Below are 15,266 nucleotides of genomic sequence, written 5' to 3'. Positions count from 1 at the left end.
GGGCGCGCACGACAATCCAGACATCGACGTGCTGCGCGCATTTGCGGCCGGCCGTATCCGTGATCGCGCCGGGCTGTCGAGATCCGAGCCGGCGCGCCACTTACCTTCGTATAGAGTATCCAACCCTTTGGATACGTGCCGTTTACCTCCGTACAATTGAGCGTGGCATGCGCACGCCTTAACGTGACTGCATTCGGGATCCTGACGCTGATAGCAGCAACCTCCCTTAACTGGCGCGGCACGGCCCCCCTCCGGCCGTCTGCGCCGCCTTTTTCCGCGGGCCATCGGCGACTTCGACGTTTTCCGGCCGGCACACAGGTCTGCCGGCCGTCATGCGGAACTGGGGATTAGTGCAGAATGTCTTCGCTTGAGAAGATTGCGGTCTTCATCGATGGCCCCAATCTCTATGCCAGCACCAAGGCGCTCGGTTTCGATATCGACTACAGGCGCCTGCTCGGCGAATTTCACGGCCGAGGTACGCTGCTGCGAGCCTTCTACTACACGACCGTGAGCGAGGATCAGGAATACTCGTCAATCCGCCCATTGATCGATTGGCTCGACTATAACGGGTACACCGTCGTCACCAAGCTCGCCAAGGAGTTCGTTGACGCCACGACCGGCCGCCGCAAGATGAGGGGCAGCATGGATGTGGAACTCGCCGTGAATGCCATGGAACTCGCCGATCACGTCAATCAGATCGTGCTGTTCTCGGGCGATGGGGATTTTCGTTCACTGGTGGAAGCCGTGCAACGCCGCGGCGTCCGCGTCACGGTCGTCTCCACGCTTGCGAGCCAGCCTCCCATGGTGGCCGACGAACTGCGCCGGCAGGCCGACGTCTTCATCGATTTGACGGAACTGAAGACAAGAGTGGGGCGCGCCCCCGCCGAGCGGCAAGGATCGCGCGAGATGCGCCAGCAACCACCGCAAGCCACCACGCGCGGATCGATCAATCGAGGCGACCAGGTGGAATGATCCCGCGGGACGACCGCCGGATCGTCAGACGTCGAGGAACACCGTCTCCTCCGCCCCCTGCAGATTGATCGTGAAGGAGTACACGACCTTGCCGGCGCGCTCACCGCGCGTGGCGATCAGCGTTGCGCGCCGCGTCGGCGGCTCGACCAGGTTGAGCACGGGGTCGGCGGCATTCGCGGCTTCTTCGTCGGAGAAATAGAGGCGCGTATTGAGGCCGATGTTGATGCCGCGCGCGACGATCCAGATATTGACGTGCGGCGCGCATTTACGGCCTGCCTTATCCGTGATCGCGCCCGGCTTGATGGTCTCGAAAGTGACGAGACCGCTGTCGAAATCCGAGCCGGCGCGGCCCCAGCCGCGAAACTCATCGTCCGGCGCGCCGGCGGAACGATCGGCCGGATGGTTGTAGCGGCCGGACGCATTGGCCTGCCAGATCTCCAGGAGCACATCGCGCAGCGGCGTGCCGCTGCCGTCGAACACCTTGCCCTCCAGCGTGATACGCTCGCCTTGCGTGCATGGCGTCACCAGCACGTTGGAAAAGTTCTTCTCGAAGATGTCGAAGCCGGCCATGGCCGGGATCAGGCCGATATGGACGTAGGGCCCGGCGGTCTGAGAGGCGGTTTCCTTGAGATAGTCGAGCGGCTGCGGCATTGGCTCAGTTCCCCGCGGTGCGATTTTCGAAATAGGTGGAACGCTGGCCGCGCAGCACGATGTCGAAGCGGTAGGCCAGCGAGTCGAACGGCGTCGAGGCGTTGAGGTCGAGCGGCGCCACCAGGCGGTCGAGCGCGTCCTTGTCCGGGATCGTCGTCAGGATCGGGCAGACCGGGATCAGGGGATCGCCCTCGAAATACATCTGGGTGATCAGCCGCTGCGCAAAGCCCGAGCCGAATACCGAGAAGTGGATGTGGGCGGGACGCCAGCTGTTGACGAAGTTGCGCCAGGGATAGGGGCCCGGCTTCACGGTGCGGAAATAATAATAGCCGGTGTCGTCGCTCAGCGCGCGGCCGCAGCCGCCGAAATTCGGATCGATCGGGGCCAGATAGGTGTCCTTCTTGTGCCGGTAGCGGCCGCCGGCATTGGCCTGCCAGAACTCGACCAGCGTGTTCGGCACGCCGCGGCCGGTCTCGTCCAGCACGCGGCCATGGACGATGATGCGCTCGCCGACGGGATCGCCATCATTGGCGTAGTTGCGGATCAAATCATTGTCGAGCGGGCCGAGATCGTTGTGGCCAAATACCGGACCCGTGATCTCCGAGACCGAGTTCTCGATCGACAGCAGCGGCTGGCGCGGCGAGCGCAGCACCGAGGATTTGTAGCCGGGCGCATGCGCCGGCGGATGGATCGAGCGGTCGCGCTGGAAGAAGCCGCCGTCGCGCGGGGTGAACGGCTCGGGTCGGTTGAGGCGGGGATCCTGCAAGGCTGGCGCCTGGACATTCATCGGCGTTGTCTCTCCCTGTGGCGCCCGGGTCCGGGGGCGCGGCTTATCGGGAGATCATGGGACGATCTATTCTCAAGATAAATAGATCGATTATAATGAATCATATGAAAGAAATCGATCATTTGGCGCTCGACGGCCACGCCCTCGAACTGTTCCTGGCCGTGCTGGAAGAAGGTTCGGTGACGGCGGCGGCCACGCGCCTCGGCCTCACGCAATCGGCGGTCAGTCACGGGCTGAACAAGCTGCGGCGGATCGCGGGCGATCCGCTGTTTGCCAAATCCGGCCGCGGCATCGTCGCCACCGCCCATGCCCAGGCCTTAGCTGCGAAAGCGCGCGCGTTGATCGACGAGATGCGTAGCTTTGCCGGCGGCGTCACCTTCGAGCCGGCGCGCGCGCAGCTTTCGCTGACGATCGCCGCCAACGACTTCCAGCGCGATCTGCTGTTGCCGCGGTTTTTCGATCATGTCGCGGGACAGGTCAGGAGCCTGAACCTGCGCGTGATCCCCTCGCAGTCACCGTCGCCCGCGATGCTGCGCGAAAACCGCTGCGATCTCATGGTCACGCCGCTGCCGCCATCCGGTGTCGACATCGTGCAGAAGCGGCTGCTCAGCGACCACTACGTCTGCTACTTCGATCCCAAGGCGCGCACCGCGCCGGCCGGCCGCAGCGCCTATCTCGCGGCACGCCACATCACAGTGGTCTACACCGACAACGAGCGGCTCGATTTCGACCGCCGGCTGGCAGCGAACGGCTTTCTTCGTGACATCGCCATCTCCGTGCCGAGCTTTTCCGGCGTACCGCCCTTCCTGCACGGCTCGCAGATGCTGGCGAGCATGCCGAGCCTGCTCGCCTCCGGTGTGATGCGCGGTTTCGCGCAAGCGCGGATTCCATTGGCGTCGCGCACGCGCACGCTGGCTGAGCTGCCGATGTTCATGGTCTGGCATCAGCGTTATCAGAAAGACCCGGCCCATCGCTGGATCCGCGGCCAGCTCGAAACCGTGGCCGCAACGGCGGCCGGAGACTGAGCCTCGGTCACGGTTTCAGGGAAGTCTGCCCTTCGCCAAACCCACTGGTTGCGCGAGGGCCGCCACGCTAGAATTCGGCCATGACAGTGACCGATATTGCGAGCCGGACCTACAATCATAGCTGGCGGCTGGACCCCATCATCCGCAGCCTGCTGGATACCGACTTCTACAAGTTATTGATGCTACAGATGATTCGGGAGGACTATCCGGATCAGCAGGTGACCTTCTCGGTCATCAATCGCTCGCGCCATGTGCGGCTGGCCGAGATCATCGACGAGGGCGAGCTGCGCGCCCAGCTCGACCACGCCCGCACCATCCGCTTCGCCAAGAAAGAGCTGATCTGGCTTGCCGGTAACACCTTCTACGGCAAGACCCACATGTTCTCGGCGGACTTCATCCGCTGGCTGGCCGAATTCCGGCTGCCCGAATACGAGCTGCGCAAGGTCGATGGCCAGTACGAACTGCATTTCCACGGGCCCTGGACCCACACCACGATGTGGGAAATTCCGGCGCTCGCCATCCTCAACGAGTTGCGGTCGCGCGCCGCGATGAAGGGCCGCGGCCGCTTCGAGCTCGACGTGCTCTATGCCCGCGCCAAGGCCAAGCTGTGGACCAAGGTCGAGCGGCTGCGCCAGCTCGAGAATTTGCGGCTCTCCGACTTCGGCACCCGCCGTCGCCACGGCTTCCTCTGGCAGCGCTGGTGCGTCGAGGCGGTGAAGGAAGGTCTCGGTCCGTCCTTCATCGGCACCTCCAACGTGCTGCTGGCGATGGACAATGATCTCGAAGCCATCGGCACCAATGCGCATGAGCTGCCGATGGTCGCGGCTGCGCTTGCCAAGGACGACGAGGAGTTGCGCTGGGCGCCCTATCGCATTCTCGACCAATGGCGCCAGACTTATGGCGGCAATCTCCTGATCGCGCTGCCCGACGCCTTCGGCACCAAATCCTTCCTGCGCGATGCACCGGAATGGGTCGCCGACTGGACCGGCTTCCGCCCCGACAGCGCGCCACCGATCCAGGCCGGCGAGGAGATCATCGCCTGGTGGGAAAAGAAGGGCCGCAACCCCAAGGACAAGCTGCTCGTCTTCTCCGATGCGATGGATGTCGGTTCGATCGAGGAGACCTATCACCACTTCTCCGGTCGCTCGCGGCTCTCTTTCGGCTGGGGCACCAACCTCACCAATGATTTCGTCGGCTGCCCGCCGGACGGCTCGTTCAATCTCGATCCCATCTCGCTGGTCTGCAAGGTGTCGTCGGTTGACGGCCACCCGGCCGTCAAGCTCTCGGACAATCCGGAGAAGGCGACCGGCATGCCCTCCGAGATCGAACGCTATTTGCGCGTGTTCGGCGACGCCGGCCGGGTGCGCAAGCCGGTGCTGGTCTAACGCCGGACCAAACTCTCTCGTTCAGGTAAACCGCGCAGGACGAATGCGAGGCATTGGTTCGCCACGATCGGATCGGTTCCGGTTCGGCGGCATTTACAACGATCTGCGGGCATCCGCTTCACGACGCTTTCACCCTGCAGTGCAGTCGCCTGCGTCTTTGGGGTCGAGTTAAGCAACTTTCCCCTCTACTTGACGTTGCAGGCGCGACGCTCCGGTGGGGTCGTCGATCGATTTGGGGAATGCAGGGTGTTTCGCAGAACAGCGACGTCGACGAAGGGGCGTAGTTTCCTTCACGTCATCAAACTTGTCTCGCCATTCGTGATGGTCGTCGTGCTCCAGGCAACGATCGCGGGATTCAGCCTCGAGGTGATGTCATCGGTCCGCGCCTATGTCGCGGGCGAAGCGATGTGGTCGCGGTCACAGAAGAACGCCGTCTATTTCCTCAATCTCTATCTGCATTCAGGCGAACCGAGCCAGTTCACCCACTACCAGGCGTCCCTCGCCGTTCCCATCGGCGATGAGTTCGCGCGGTGGGCACTCGAGCGCGATCCGGTCGACGTCGAGGCTGCCCGCGTCGGGTTTCTGCAAGGCGGCAACCATCCCGATGACGTTCCGGGATTGATCTGGCTGTTTCGCTATTTCAACCGCGTCAGCTTCCTCCAGGAAGCGATCCACGAGTGGGCGGCCACCGATCCCATGCTGCTGGAGCTCAGCGTGTTCGGCGAGGTGATCCGGTCCGAGCTGGCGCACGGACCCATTGAGGACCGCGACCGCCTGCGGCTGCTGTCGTCGCGGCTCTCGGAGCTCAACACGCAGTTCACGGTCCATGCAAAGCGGTTCTCGACCGTCCTCGGCGAAGGCTCCCGCGCCATCAAGGTAACGCTGACGTGCATCAACATCGTGGTGGCCGCGACGCTGATCCTGCTCCTGATCTGGCACACGCGGCGCTTGATGCTGCAACGACAGGCGTTCGAGGATGCGTTGCATGCCGAGAAGGAGCGCCTGGCATGGCAGGCATCTCACGACTGGTTGACCGGGCTGTCCAACCGCCGCGCCTTCGAGGCGCGCCTGCAAAGCGTGCTGGACACCACCGCGGCGGATTCGCTGGGCCTAATCCTGCTCGACCTCGACCAGTTCAAAAGTGTCAACGACACCTGCGGCCACCTCGCCGGCGACCGCCTGCTCTGCCAGGTCTCGCGCCTGCTGCAACAGGACCGGGGGCCGCATGATCTGGTGGCCCGACTCGGCGGCGACGAATTCGGCCTGATCCTGCCGCAATGCTCGCCCTCGACCACCGTCGATATCGCCGAACGCCTGCGCAGATCGCTCGAGCTGTTCACCTTCGCCTGGGACGATCGTTGCTTTGCGGTGACCGCCAGCATCGGCGTTGCCTGCATCGGCGACGGCCGAACGACGCTCGAGGACGCGATGCGACGCGCGGACGCAGCCTGCTATCGCGCCAAGGAGAAGGGACGCAACCGCGTCCAGGTCGACAGCGGACGGCCGGACGTCGTGGTGGTCGCGCCCCGGCCGCGCGAGGCCGTCGCTGCGCAAGGCTGATTGCCGCCCGGAGTTCGCCTCAGGCCCACCCGATGGCGCTTCGATCCACCCCGGCGCGCCGGACAATGCGGTGACACGGCGCAGTTGTGACGTCGTGGCCACATGGCCCTGAAAAAGCAGCCCTCTTCGCATTCGGACACATCATATTGCGCGCCGGTCCACGATGGCCGGGACCTCTCTCGCTAAGGATGGCATCGCCCCGATGCTGCGGCCGCGAATCCGACTGGAATCGCGCCCCGAGAGGAGTTTGGAAGTGCCCGGGAATGATTTGATGGCCCCGCGCAATATCGTTCGCGCAACGACGTCCCGGCGGCGCGCGCTTCTCTTGAGCACAGCGATCGGTGCCCTCGGCAGCTCGCTGCCATGGTTCATCATGCCGGCAGAAGCGGCATGTGTGATCAGCGGAGCCGGCTCGCAGATAGCACTCCAGTCCGGCGATTCAATTACCTGCACCGGGTTGAGCAATACGCTGGTCAGAACGGCGTCGGGGGTCAGCGGGGTCACCGTCAACGTCGGCGACGGCAGCCCGACATCCCTGAACGACCCCGTCTTTGCCGGCATTGTCTTTGACGCGGCTTCGAACAGCGCGATCAAGATTTTCGGCAATGCGTCGGTCGCGCCAGCCAACAGCGACGGCATCGACGTGTTAGGCGGCAGCAACAATACAATCACGGTGGATGCAGGTGCTGCAGTCGGATCGCCGACCGTCGGGACGACGGCGCTTGGCCTCATCGGTTCGAACAACAACATCGTCGTGATCGGGGGTACGGTTGGAAGCGGCGCGGCCGGAACCGCCGGCATCGGCATCTTCGGCGGTTCGGCAGGCAATCAGCTGAACATCCTGTCGAGCGGCCTTGTCCAAGGCAACGGCCCCGCAGCCATCGATTTCAACGGCGCGGCGGACGGCAACACCATCAACAATGCCGGCACCATATCGAACGCTTCGGGCACTGCAATCCTCGGCTCGAACAGTCAGGACATCATCATCAATTCGGGCACGATCACCAGCAGTGGCGTCAGCATCGCAGTCGATCTCAAGAATGGGAACGACGTCTTCGAGCTGCGCGCGGGATCGAACATCACAGGCTGGGTCATGGGCGCCAACGGACTGGACACGTTGCGCCTGGGCGGGACCGCCAACGCGGCGTTCGACCTCAGCACATTCGGCGCGGCCGGCCAGTTCAAGGACTTCGAAGTGCTGGAAAAGACCGGTAGTTCGACCTGGACGCTGACGGGCATCACGATGGACGCGGCCACCATGGCCATCCAGGCCGGCACCCTCATCGTCAACGGCACAATGGCCAACATCGCGACGGTCGTGACCGGCGGCACGCTCAGTGGCAGCGGCATGATCGGATCGCTCACAGTGGTGTCGGGCGGCACGGTCGCGCCCGGCAATCTCGGTCAACTCGTCGTCAACACCAATGCGGCCTTCCAGTCAGGGTCGACATACGCGATCTCGGTCAACGCGGCCGGACAATCAGACAAGATTGCCGCCATGAGCGCGACGCTGACCGGCGGCACCGTCGCCGTCACCACGCTTGCGGGCGCCTACAATCCGTCGACGCAATATACCATCCTGAGCACGACGACTGGCGTCACCGGCAGCTTCTCGGGCGTGACTGTCAGCGGATACAATCCGCAGCTCTTCGCTTCCTCCCTCAGCTATGACGGGTTCAGCGTCTTCCTGACGCTCAACTACAACAACGCCGCGTTCCTCTCCATCGCGCAGACGCAGAACCAGAAGGCCGTGGCCGGCGCCTTGAGTGCGTTCGGTCCCAACCTGCCTTTCCTCTCCTCCTTCGCAGGCCAGAGCGACGCCCAGCTCCGTTACAATCTGGACCAGCTTTCGGGTGAGGCCGCCACCGGCGCCCAGCAGGGCGCCTTCCAGTTCACAAGCCAGTTCCTCGGCTTGATGCTCGATCCGTTCGTGGGTGGACGCAGTGGCATGAGCACCGGCGACACGGCGCTCGGCTTCAGCGCGGAGCGCGCCGCGCTGCCGGCCGATATCGCCCTCGCCTACAACAGGGTGCTGGGGACGCCGGCCACGAAGGCGCCTGCCTTTGCAGAGCGCTGGACGGCCTGGGGCACGGCGTTCGGTGGTACCAACCGCACCAGCGGCGACCCCGTCGTGATCGGCAGTCACGACCTCGGCGCGCGAACCGGCGGCGTCGCAGCCGGCGCCGATTATCATTTCGGCCGCGATGCGCTGGTCGGCTTCGCGCTGTCGGGCGGCGGCACCAAATGGGACCTCGCGCAGGCGATCGGCGGCGGCAAGAGCGATGCAATCCAGGCCGGCGTCTACACCGCCGTGCGTGCGGGGCCGGCCTATTTCGCCGCCTCTCTCGCCGTGGCCAATCATTGGATGTCGACAGACCGGCTCGCACCGTTCGGCAACCAGCTCACCGCCAAATTCGACGCGCAAACCGTCGGAGGCCGCATCGAGGGCGGCTATCGCTTCGCCACGCCGATTGGCGGCCTCACGCCATACGTGGCGGCGCAGGCGCAGGCTTTTCGCACACCGACCTATACCGAGGCCGATCTGGCCGCCAGCGGCTTTGGCCTGACCTATCGGGGACGCACGGCCTCCGACACACGGAGCGAGCTCGGCGCGCGCTTCGATCGCGCGACGCTGGTCACGCCGAACTCGGTCCTCACGTTGCGCGGCCGCGCGGCCTGGGCCCATGATTGGGTGAGCGATCCGACGCTCGTCGCCGCATTCCAGGTGCTGCCCGGCGCGAGCTTCATCGTCAACGGCGCGACGCCGGCAAAGAACACCGCGCTCGCATCTGCCGGTGCCGAGCTGAAGTTCTCGAACGGCGTTGCCCTGTCGGCGAAGTTCGACGGCGAGTTCGCGGCGCGCAGCACCACTTATTCCGGCACCGCGAGCCTGCGATACGCGTGGTAGCCGCTTGATCTCCTCAAGGCGACCGCGCGCCGACCGGTACGATCCCAAGGCCGGCGAGATGCGTATCGACGAATTGCTCGACCTGCTGGCGCAGCATCTGGGGCGGCACCGCCACCATGCGCTCCTCGAGGCCGAGCGAGATGATTCCGTGCACCGCGGAAAACAGCGTGCGCGACAGCAGCGCGATCCTCACGTCGTCCGCATCCGGTAGCAGCCGCACCAGGGGTGGATGCATCAGCGCGAAAGCGTCCATCACCATCTGAAGGATGTCGTCGGGATAAGGACGGTCGTCCTCCATCCGATGCTCGAACAGCGAGCGCAGCAGGTTTGCGTGCTCGGCGAAGAATTCGAGATAGGTCGCGGCCAGCCCGTAGAGCTGACGAACGGGATCGTCCGCCGGGACCTCGCCGAGCCGCACCGTGAGCGCCTGAACCGTCTCCCGATTGACCGTCAGGATCACCCCGTCGAAGTCTCCGAACTCGTTATAGACGCTGCCGACCGAGCAATTGGCGGCCTCCGCAACGTCCCGAACCTTCAATGATCTCAGCCCCTTAGCTGAAATAATGCCGCGGGCGATCTCCAGGATCAGGAGCCTCCGCCGATTTTTTTTCTGGTCGCGCGGCGATTCTTCTTGAACATTGTTCATTTTCAAGCTACTCATGTGAACATTGTTCAAATTAACCCGGAGATCTGCAAAATGCAAACCCTCGCTGTTGATATCGCCTCCACCTTCGTCGACGACGCTGCGGCTCTCGTGGCCGGCCTTGGCCGGGCCGTCCTCAAGTTCGCGATGCGACCGATCGATCGCATCGCAAATGCCTGCGACATTGCCGGCGTGCTCACCGAGCGCCGCGCGACCTTCCGGATGTGGCGGGCGAGCCGCGCCCGTAGCCGTCACGCGGGCCGCCGGTTCAGCCTGCTCGGCCGCCTCTCGCCCTTTCGCCACCTCGCTCATCTCACCTGAGGCGGGCGCACCCGGGACGTTCTGGTCGGCTCGAATGCAAGACCCGGCTGCAAGGAAGGACTTACCATGTCCCGACATTCGCAGCCGATGCCGCGGCCTTTGGCGATGCGGTTCAACATTTCCTCATCGCTCCGCGCGGTATCCGGAAAAGCGCGGCCGGTCCGTCCGAACCACGGCTGTGACCAGATATTTGCGAACCTAACGAGATCATTTGGAGACCAACAGGATCGGAAGTGTCGAGGGGGCAGAGCAGGCCGGCGACCGTCGTCATCCAGCCATCGTTCGTTCCGTAAGCTTCCGGTCGTGACGCCTCACCGACAACGTAACCATCTCAGGCTGCCTTCCCAAAACAGGACTTGTCATGATCAGGGAATTGATGTCGTCACGCCGCTTCGCGCCGCTGTTCTGGGCGCAATTTTTCTCGGCGCTCAATGACAACGTGCTCAAGAACGCACTCGTCATCATCCTGCTTTACAGTGCCGCGACCGGTCACGGCGACGCGCTGGTGACGGTCGCAGGCGCCGTCTTCATCTTCCCCTATTTCATCCTGTCGGGGCTCGGCGGCCAGCTCGCCGACAAGTACGTCAAATCCGTCGTCGCGCGGCGGCTCAAATTCGTCGAGATCTTCGCCGCGGGCTTCGCGGCCGCCGGCTTCTTCCTGCACTCGGTGCCGCTGCTGTTTACGGCGCTCGCGCTGTTCGGCACCATCGCCGCCCTGTTCGGCCCGGTGAAATACGCCATGCTGCCGGACCAGCTCGAGCTCGGTGAGCTCGCAACCGGCAACGCGCTGGTCGAAGGCGCCACCTTCATGGCCATCCTGCTCGGCACCGTCGCCGGCGGCCAGTTCGTGGCCGGCTCCGCGCATATGGGCTGGGTTGCATCGGCCGTGGTCGTGCTGGCTCTGCTGTCCTGGGCCTTCGCCTCCCGCATTCCGCAGACCACGCCGTCGGCACCCGACCTGCCCGTCAACGCCAATCCCTGGACCTCGACGCTCGGCCTGTTGAAGACGCTCTACGCGGACAAGCGGCTGTGGGACGGCACCGTGATCGTCTCATGGTTCTGGCTGGTCGGCGCCATCGTGCTGTCGCTGCTGCCGGCGCTAGTCAAGGAGGTCGTCGGTGGCACCGAAGGCGTGGTGACGCTGTGTCTTGCGACTTTCGCGATCGGCATCGCCATCGGCTCGCTGTTCGCGGCCAGCCTGAGCCACGTCCGCCCGAACCTCGCGCTGGTGCCGATCGGCGCCATCATCATGGGGTTTGCCGGCCTCGATCTCGCCTGGGCCATCGGTGTGACCGCCAAGGGGCAGGACATCGCCGCGGTCGACTTCGCAACCTCGTTCGCCGGCCTGCGCATGCTGATCGACTTCGTCGCCTTCGCATTCGGCGGTGGCTTGTTCGTCGTTCCGTCCTTTGCTGCCGTCCAGGCCTGGTCGGCACCGACCGAGCGCGCCCGCATCATCGCCGCCGGCAACGTGCTGCAGGCCGCCTTCATGGTGGTCGGCTCGCTGTTCGTCGCGCTGTTGCAGGCGGGCGGATTGCACGTCGGCTGGATCTTCTTCGGCCTCGGCGTCGCCAGCTTCGGCGCGGTGTGGTTCGTGCTGACCAAGTGGGGCAAGGAAGGCGTGCGCGACTTCGGCGGGCTGCTGTTCCGCGCGCTGTTCCGCACCGAGATTCGCGGGCTCGAGAACCTGCCGCCTCCGGGCACGCGCATGCTGATCGCGCCCAACCATGTCAGCCTGATCGACGGCCCGCTGCTGCACGCCGTGCTGCCGATCGATGCGAGCTTCGCGGTCGATACCGGCATCTCCAAGGCCTGGTGGGCCAAGCCGTTCCTGCGTGTGGTCAAGCACTACACCATGGATCCGACCAAGCCGTTGGCCGCACGCGACCTGATCAAGCTCGTCGCCGCAGGCGAACCGGTCGTGATCTTCCCGGAAGGACGCATCACCGTCTCCGGCTCGCTGATGAAGGTCTATGACGGCACCGCGATGATCGCGGACAAGGCCGATGCGGTGGTCGTGCCTGTCCGTATCGAGGGCGCGCAGCGCTCGCATCTCAGCTACCTCAACGGCAGCCAGATCAAGCGCTCGTGGTTTCCGCGGGTGACGGTCACGATACTGCCGCCGGTCAAGCTTCCGGTCGATCCGGCGCTGAAGGGCAAGGCACGCCGCAATGCCGCCGGCGCCGCGCTCCAGGACGTGATGATCGACGCCATGGTGAAGAATGCCATGCTTGACCACACGCTGTTCGAAGCACTCGGACACGCCTATCGCGACCGCGACACCGGCAAGGTCATCATCGAGGACGCGCTCGGCACCAAGTTGACCTATCGCAAGCTGATCCTCGGCGCGCAGGTCTTGAGCCGCAAGCTCGAGACCGGCACGGTGGCCGGCGAAAATGTCGGCGTGCTGCTGCCGAATTCCGCGGGCGTCGCCGTCGTCTTCATGGCGCTGCAAAGCATCGGCCGGGTCCCGGCCATGCTCAACTTCTCGGCCGGCCCGGTCAACGTCCTCGCCGCCATGAAGGCCGCGCAGGTCAAGACCGTGCTGACCTCGAAGGCCTTTATCGAGAAGGGCAAGCTCGACAAGCTGATGGCCGCGATCTCTGCGGAAGCCCGCGTCGTCTATCTCGAGGATGTCCGCGATTCGATCGGTACGGCCGACAAGATCAAGGGGCTGCTCGCGGGCACTGCGCCGCGCGTCGCCCGCCAGGCCAACGATCCGGCCGTCGTGCTGTTCACCTCGGGCTCGGAAGGCACGCCCAAGGGCGTCGTGCTGTCCCACCGCAACATCCTTGCGAATGCCGCGCAGGCGCTGGCCCGGGTCGATGCCAACGCCAATGACAAGGTGTTCAACGTGCTGCCGGTGTTCCACTCCTTCGGGCTGACCGGCGGAATGATGATGCCGCTGCTCGCTGGCATTCCGATCTACATGTACCCCTCGCCGCTGCACTACCGGATCGTGCCCGAGCTGATCTACCAGACCGGCGCCACCATCCTGTTCGGTACCGACACCTTCCTCACCGGCTATGCCCGCTCGGCGCATGCCTACGATTTCCGCACGCTGCGCCTGGTGATCGCCGGCGCGGAGGCGGTCAAGGACCGCACGCGGCAGGTGTTCATGGAGCGCTACGGCATCCGCATCCTGGAAGGCTACGGCGTCACCGAGACCGCGCCGGTGCTGGCGATGAACACGCCGATGGCCAACCGTCCCGGCACCGTCGGCCGTCTGTCGCCGCTGATGGAAAGCCGCCTCGATCCGGTCCCCGGCATCGAGGAAGGCGGACGCCTGTCGGTGCGCGGGCCGAACGTGATGCTCGGTTACCTCAGGGCCGAAAATCCCGGCGTGCTCGAACCGCTCGCCGAGGGCTGGCACGACACCGGCGACATCGTGGCGATCGACCCGGCCGGCTTCATCACCATCAAGGGCCGCGCCAAGCGCTTCGCCAAGATCGCGGGAGAAATGGTCTCGCTGTCGGCGGTCGAGAGCATCGCGACGACGCTGTGGCCGCAGGCCGCCTCGGTCGCCGTGTCGATCCCCGACCAGCGCAAGGGCGAGCGCATCGTGCTGCTGACGACGGAGAAGACCGCCGAGCGCAGCGCGATGCAGGGCCAGGCCAAGGCGATCGGCGCGTCCGAGCTGACCGTGCCCGCGGCGATCATGGTGGTCGACAAGGTGCCGCTGCTCGGCACCGGCAAGACCGACTATGTCACGGCAACGACGATGGCCCGCGAGCAGGCCTCCTCGCCGGAGCGCGAGGTTGCGTGAGGTCCAGCCCACGTCCGTCGCACCGCCTAATGCGCGGTGCGACGGCGTGGTGCTGCTTCACGGCATTGGCGTCGGTGCCTGGACGCTGAAGAAGCTGGATCGAGCGTTGCAGCGTCACGGCTTCGCCACGCTCAATCTCGACTACCCCAGCCGCAAGAAGCCGCTCGAAGCGCTTGCGGAAGACATCCACGCGCCGGTCGCCGCGTTTGCAGAACAATGCGACGGCGCAATCCACTTCGTCGCCCATTCCATGGGCGGGCTGCTCACGAGGGTTTACATCGCCAGATATCGTCCGATGCGGCTCGGCCGTGTCGTGATGCTGGGCACACCCAACGGCGGCAGCGAAGTCGCCGATCTCCTGAAGGACCTCTCGCTCTATCGCGCTGTGTTCGGTCCTGCCGGCTCGCAGCTTTCGACAGCCCAGCCCCCTGTGCTCGCCGCCCTGCCGCCGCCAGATTATGCGATCGGCGTCATCGCGGGATGCCGCACCATCGCGCCAATCGCCTCGGCCTTTGTCCTGCCGCGGCCCAATGACGGACGGGTTTCAGTCGAAAGCGCGAAATTGGCCGACATGACCGACCACATCGTCGTCAAGGCATCGCACACCGGACTTCCACGAAATGCCGTCGCGATCGAGCAGACGATCGCGTTCCTGCACGACGGCCGCTTCAATCCGATCACTTGAGCAAGTGATAGCGAACCGGGTTGTCGTCGCACTGACCCGCGCCGCACTCCAGCACCGTGGACAAAAGATTGGCGGCAACCAACAATGCAAAGATCGCGAAGACCGCGTTCGATGCCGCACCGTTCAAAGGCGCGTCCCCGTCTCGCCTGCCGGTCAGATCCGTCAGGACGAAGACGAGCGCGACATAACACACGATCCCGATCGCCGCCATCAGCGCCCAGGTGTAGAAATGCAGCCCAAACAGCGCCGAGCCGTATCCGGGATCGCCGGGCGCAAGATGCAGCGACACCTGCCGCATCGAGATGAAGCCGGTGACGAGGCTGGAAACGAGAATCATCGCGTAGTGCGATGGACGCTCACCGAGGCGCAGGTTGAACAAAAAACCCATGCCGATCGCGATGAACCCCGCCCTTTGCAACAGGCAAAGCGGGCAAGGCAGCTCGCCGAGCGCAAGCTGATAGGCGAACGCGACCGTCAGGATCAACGAGATCCCGAGCAGCCCAAGCATGTTCAGGATCGCACCGACCGGCCGTTGCTCGCTCATCTCTGTGGTGCTCATCTCG

Annotated in this window: 12 protein-coding genes; 8 read left to right on the top strand and 4 right to left on the bottom strand. The window is 64.7% G+C overall.

What is annotated here, in order from left to right:
• Nucleotides 1-357: 357 nt before the first annotated feature.
• Nucleotides 358-972: a LabA-like NYN domain-containing protein gene (locus AB7008_RS11715; RefSeq protein ID WP_041955086.1), complete on the top strand. Its 615-nt coding sequence runs from the start codon at nt 358-360 to the stop codon at nt 970-972.
• Nucleotides 973-996: 24 nt separating this feature from the next.
• Here the strand turns inward: AB7008_RS11715 and pcaG are convergent, their stop codons facing one another.
• Together pcaG and pcaH are read right to left on the bottom strand one after the other, a co-directional pair.
• Nucleotides 997-1,623 (bottom strand): protocatechuate 3,4-dioxygenase subunit alpha, encoded by a 627-nt coding sequence (pcaG, locus tag AB7008_RS11710; protein ID WP_041955085.1) that lies wholly within the window; start codon nt 1,621-1,623, stop codon nt 997-999.
• A 4-nt stretch (nt 1,624-1,627) separates the two neighbouring features.
• Complete coding sequence (gene pcaH, locus AB7008_RS11705; protein ID WP_441258840.1) at nt 1,628-2,410, bottom strand: protocatechuate 3,4-dioxygenase subunit beta; 783 nt, start codon at nt 2,408-2,410, stop codon at nt 1,628-1,630.
• Nucleotides 2,411-2,505: 95 nt separating this feature from the next.
• Here pcaH and AB7008_RS11700 point away from each other — a divergent pair, with 95 nt between their 5' ends.
• The 4 genes from AB7008_RS11700 (at nt 2,506) to AB7008_RS11685 (ending at nt 9,288) form a co-directional block, all read left to right on the top strand.
• Nucleotides 2,506-3,435, top strand: coding sequence for a LysR family transcriptional regulator (locus tag AB7008_RS11700; RefSeq protein WP_212098297.1), 930 nt, complete (start codon nt 2,506-2,508; stop codon nt 3,433-3,435).
• 80 nt (nt 3,436-3,515) lie between these two features.
• Complete coding sequence (gene pncB, locus AB7008_RS11695; protein WP_304492900.1) at nt 3,516-4,820, top strand: nicotinate phosphoribosyltransferase; 1,305 nt, start codon at nt 3,516-3,518, stop codon at nt 4,818-4,820.
• A gap of 246 nt (nt 4,821-5,066) precedes the next feature.
• On the top strand, nt 5,067-6,380 hold the full coding sequence (locus AB7008_RS11690) for a GGDEF domain-containing protein (RefSeq protein WP_304492899.1): 1,314 nt from the start codon (nt 5,067-5,069) through the stop codon (nt 6,378-6,380).
• A 271-nt stretch (nt 6,381-6,651) separates the two neighbouring features.
• A complete protein-coding gene (locus AB7008_RS11685) occupies nt 6,652-9,288 on the top strand; it encodes an autotransporter outer membrane beta-barrel domain-containing protein (RefSeq protein WP_441258839.1) in 2,637 nt (878 codons plus the stop codon).
• Nucleotides 9,289-9,301: 13 nt separating this feature from the next.
• On the opposite strand, the gene AB7008_RS11680 is transcribed toward AB7008_RS11685, so the two are convergent.
• Nucleotides 9,302-9,934, bottom strand: a complete 633-nt coding sequence (locus AB7008_RS11680; RefSeq protein ID WP_162131489.1) for a TetR/AcrR family transcriptional regulator — start codon at nt 9,932-9,934, stop codon at nt 9,302-9,304.
• A 51-nt stretch (nt 9,935-9,985) separates the two neighbouring features.
• Between AB7008_RS11680 and AB7008_RS11675 the strand changes: the two genes are divergently transcribed.
• From AB7008_RS11675 to AB7008_RS11665, 3 genes are all read left to right on the top strand, one after another.
• Nucleotides 9,986-10,252 (top strand): hypothetical protein, encoded by a 267-nt coding sequence (locus AB7008_RS11675; RefSeq protein WP_028170063.1) that lies wholly within the window; start codon nt 9,986-9,988, stop codon nt 10,250-10,252.
• A 361-nt stretch (nt 10,253-10,613) separates the two neighbouring features.
• Entirely contained in the window at nt 10,614-14,018 is a 3,405-nt protein-coding gene (locus AB7008_RS11670) for an acyl-[ACP]--phospholipid O-acyltransferase (RefSeq protein ID WP_304492897.1), read from the top strand.
• Nucleotides 14,011-14,703 carry an esterase/lipase family protein gene (locus tag AB7008_RS11665; protein WP_304492896.1) on the top strand — a complete coding sequence of 231 codons (693 nt, stop codon included), beginning with the start codon at nt 14,011-14,013 and terminating at the stop codon, nt 14,701-14,703. The genes AB7008_RS11670 and AB7008_RS11665 overlap by 8 nt, the downstream gene beginning before the upstream one ends.
• Here the strand turns inward: AB7008_RS11665 and AB7008_RS11660 are convergent.
• Nucleotides 14,696-15,262 (bottom strand): disulfide bond formation protein B, encoded by a 567-nt coding sequence (locus AB7008_RS11660; RefSeq protein WP_439711296.1) that lies wholly within the window; start codon nt 15,260-15,262, stop codon nt 14,696-14,698. The genes AB7008_RS11665 and AB7008_RS11660 overlap by 8 nt on opposite strands.
• Nucleotides 15,263-15,266: the final 4 nt, after the last annotated feature.

Source organism: Bradyrhizobium sp. 521_C7_N1_3, from assembly GCF_052075975.1.
In the GTDB taxonomy this organism is placed as follows: domain Bacteria; phylum Pseudomonadota; class Alphaproteobacteria; order Rhizobiales; family Xanthobacteraceae; genus Bradyrhizobium; species Bradyrhizobium japonicum.
Note: the sequence above shows the minus strand (reverse complement) of the source record. Positions and strands in the feature narration are given on the sequence as shown.

Coding starts and splice junctions, on each gene's coding strand:
- AB7008_RS11660 (WP_439711296.1), bottom strand. CDS start 15,262: ATGAGCACCACAGAGATGAGCGAGCAACGGCCGGTCGGTGCGATCCTG.
- AB7008_RS11670 (WP_304492897.1), top strand. CDS start 10,614: ATGATCAGGGAATTGATGTCGTCACGCCGCTTCGCGCCGCTGTTCTGG.
- AB7008_RS11685 (WP_441258839.1), top strand. CDS start 6,652: ATGGCCCCGCGCAATATCGTTCGCGCAACGACGTCCCGGCGGCGCGCG.
- AB7008_RS11715 (WP_041955086.1), top strand. CDS start 358: ATGTCTTCGCTTGAGAAGATTGCGGTCTTCATCGATGGCCCCAATCTC.
- AB7008_RS11675 (WP_028170063.1), top strand. CDS start 9,986: ATGCAAACCCTCGCTGTTGATATCGCCTCCACCTTCGTCGACGACGCT.
- pcaH (WP_441258840.1), bottom strand. CDS start 2,410: ATGAATGTCCAGGCGCCAGCCTTGCAGGATCCCCGCCTCAACCGACCC.
- pncB (WP_304492900.1), top strand. CDS start 3,516: ATGACAGTGACCGATATTGCGAGCCGGACCTACAATCATAGCTGGCGG.
- AB7008_RS11680 (WP_162131489.1), bottom strand. CDS start 9,934: ATGAACAATGTTCAAGAAGAATCGCCGCGCGACCAGAAAAAAAATCGG.
- pcaG (WP_041955085.1), bottom strand. CDS start 1,623: ATGCCGCAGCCGCTCGACTATCTCAAGGAAACCGCCTCTCAGACCGCC.
- AB7008_RS11700 (WP_212098297.1), top strand. CDS start 2,506: ATGAATCATATGAAAGAAATCGATCATTTGGCGCTCGACGGCCACGCC.